This is a genomic window from Kitasatospora sp. NPDC056531, assembly GCF_042794375.1.
GTDB lineage: Bacteria > Actinomycetota > Actinomycetes > Streptomycetales > Streptomycetaceae > Kitasatospora.
The window spans coordinates 1,261-4,168 of the sequence record NZ_JBHTTU010000077.1; the positions used below are offsets into that span (position 1 = coordinate 1,261).

General features: G+C 72.0%; 4 protein-coding genes. 1 reads left to right on the forward strand and 3 read right to left on the reverse strand.

Annotated elements, in window-relative coordinates:
• On the reverse strand, positions 1 to 347 hold a 347-nt coding region (locus ACFQ87_RS35730; RefSeq protein WP_380615084.1), incomplete at its 3' end, for a hypothetical protein.
• 108 nt (positions 348 to 455) lie between these two features.
• A complete protein-coding gene (locus tag ACFQ87_RS35735; protein WP_380615085.1) occupies positions 456 to 1,184 on the reverse strand; it encodes a dienelactone hydrolase family protein in 729 nt (242 codons plus the stop codon).
• A gap of 268 nt (positions 1,185 to 1,452) precedes the next feature.
• Here ACFQ87_RS35735 and ACFQ87_RS35740 point away from each other — a divergent pair, with 268 nt between their 5' ends.
• On the forward strand, positions 1,453 to 2,391 hold the full coding sequence (locus ACFQ87_RS35740) for a hypothetical protein (protein WP_380615087.1): 939 nt from the start codon (positions 1,453 to 1,455) through the stop codon (positions 2,389 to 2,391).
• Between the two features lie 116 nt (positions 2,392 to 2,507).
• On the opposite strand, the gene ACFQ87_RS35745 is transcribed toward ACFQ87_RS35740, so the two are convergent.
• The coding region (locus ACFQ87_RS35745; RefSeq protein ID WP_380615088.1) for a TetR-like C-terminal domain-containing protein at positions 2,508 to 2,908 on the reverse strand (401 nt) is incomplete at its 5' end.

Below are 2,908 nucleotides of genomic sequence, written 5' to 3' on the forward strand. Positions count from 1 at the left end.
AGGAGGCGGCGCCAGCGCGGCAGTTCGGTGCCGCAGCAGGTGAGCGCGAGCAGGCCGACGAGCACCGCCGCCCAGGTCGGGAACAGCAGCCGGGCGGCGGTCACCGCGCCGGCGAGTTCGGCGAGCACCATCACGATGGTGACCCAGCCGGGCACCGCGATGACCGTGCCCGGCTTGTCGCCCGGTGTCTGCAGGACCGCCGGAACACCGATCAGCAGGACGTCCACACCGATCGCCAGCAGGATCGAGTGCGGCCAGAGCGCGATCGGCAGCCCGATCCAGCCGACCAGTTCCAGCCCGGCTCTGAGAGCGGTGGCGTACTTGGGCTCGGTGTACCGCTTGTCCATCGTCTTCCCCCGTCAACGAGTGCCGGGGAAGCGTAGCGCGCGCACGCGCCCGCGCCCATGGAGCGGAGCAGTTCGTTTCACCGCTGCTCCGCTCCATGGGTCCCCGACCTACAGGTGACGCGCCAGTGCCTCGTGCACGCGCCGCCAGGCGTCGGCCGTCGCGTCGGCGTCGTGGTCCTCCGGGCGGTCGGCCGCGAAGCCGTGCCGGGCGCCCGGGTACGTGATCAGCTCGTACTCGACCTTCGCCCCGGTCAGTCGCCGCTCGGCCTCCTGCCACTCCTCCTGCGGGAGGATGTGGTCCAGCTCGCCGCAGAAGCCCAGCAGGTACACGCCGTTGGCGGCGATCCGCTCGGCCGTCTCCAGCGGCGGCACCGGACCGACCAGCGGGAAACCGGAGTTGAGCAGCCAGCCCGGGTAGAACACCGCGGCCAGCTCGAAGCGCAGCTCGGTGGCCGCGCGCACGGCGATGTGCCCGCCCATGCTCGTCCCGAGGAACGCCACCCCGCGCCCGTCGGCCATGCCGCGGGCCGCGGCCAACGCTTCGGCGGCGTCGGCGACCAGTTCGTCGCGGTCCAGGGCGCGCATCAGTACCAGGCCCGCCTCGCGCTCCTCGGCGCTGTACCCGAGCTCGGTGCGGCGGGCGCCGCGCCAGTAGAAGTCCGGCGCCACCGCCACGTAGCCGAGGCCCGCCAACTCGGCGCAGACGCCCCGGAGGTACGCGTTGACCCCGTACAGCTCGGAGCAGACCACCACCGCGCCGCGCACCTCGCCCGCCGGGCGGTGCACATACGCCTCGATCCCGCCGGGCGTGCCCAGCTCCTGCCACTGACCCGTCATCAAAAACCCCCGTCGATCGGCCGGTACGTGCCGCTGTGCATCGTAGTGCCACCCGTCGGCCAGGCCCGACTCCGGCCCACGGGGCCCCTGGCTCCCCTGGCTCCCCTGGCTCCCCGAGTCCCCCGACAAGGACTTGGTATGAGCACGGCAAAGGCTTCCCTCCGCCGTGTCCGGCATCTGGACCGACCGGCGGCCGAGCTGGTGAGGTGTCGGCGCTCAAACAACGCACTCACAAACCTCCCACACCCTCACACTCGGGAGCAGACGCATGCGCAAGCCGTTCAAGGCCGTCGCCCACACCCTCACCGCGCTGGCCCTGGCCGCTTTCGGCACCACCACGCTGGCCACCGGAGCCTCGGCGCAACCCGCCCCGGCCCCAGCCCACTTCGGGCTCAAGCCGCTCCACCCCGGCACCGCCCTGCGGTCGGCCGCGACCACCAACAACACCCTGTCGGTGCGCTCCAACGCCACCCAGGGCGTGGTGTCCCCCACCCCTAAGGTGTACCTGGTCTTCTGGGGCTCGCAGTGGTCATCCGACCCGGCCGGGGTCGCCCCGGACATGCAGAACATGTTCAAGGGCCTCTACGGCAGCCAGGACACCTGGGGCACCATCCTCGACCAGTACTGCGAGGGCGTCGCCAGGGGCACCACCACCTGCGGCACCAAGGGCGTCCACGTCCAGCACCCGGCCTCCTCCCCGCTGGCCGGCGTCTGGTTCGACAACTCCGCCGCCGCGCCCACCAGCGCGACCACCACCCAGATCGCCGCCGAGGCCGGCAAGGCCGCCGCCCACTTCGGCAACACCACCCAGGCGCCCAACCTCAACGCCCAGTACGTGGTCGTCTCCGCCACCGGCACCCACCCGGACGGCTTCCCCAACTCCGGCTTCTGCGCCTGGCACGACAAGACCAGCAGCTCCTACGGCACCCTGGCCTACACCAACCTGCCGTACATCCCCGACAACGGCGCCGGCGCCTGCACCACCTTCACCGACGGCCGTCTGCTCTCCGGCATCGAGTCCACCGAGACCCACGAGTACGCCGAGACCGTCACCGACTTCTGGCCCAGCATCGGCTGGAACGGCGGCGGTGGCGAGATCGGCGACGAGTGCGAGAACCTCGACGCCTACGTCACCCTGAGCACCGGCACCTTCGACCTCCAGGGCCTGTGGTCCAACAGCGCCAACAAGTGCGTCACGCACGGCTGATCGGGTTGAGCTGAAGCGCGGGTCCGAGCGGATCGGGCCCGCGCTTCCGTCGTCCCCGGGGCTGAGCGGCGGCGTGTACGACGGCGGGTCGCAGGCGTGATCACACCCGGCCCGGCTCATTCGGCCTTGAGGTGCGCCAGCGCGCCGATGATGCGGTCGGCGATGTCCCGCGGCCACGGGAAGGCGACCGTCACGGCCCGCTGATGCGCCAGCCCGTGCAGACCCAGCCACAGTGCGACGGTGTCCGCGGACACGTCGGAGCTGACGGCCCGGCCGGCGGCGACGCAGTCGTCCAGGGCCTCGGAGATCAGGCCCAGACACGCGTCGCCGAGGGTTTCCACGTCGTCGGCCGTCACGGAGGTGCCCTGCAGTGCGGGCATCCAGAGGCCACCGAACATGGTGCGGTAGCGCTCGGGATGGTCCTGGGCGAACCCCAGGTAGGCGTGGCAGAGGGCGAACAGGCGCCGCCGGGGGTCCTCGTCGGCGGCGGCCGCGGCGGCACACAGCTGCGCACCCA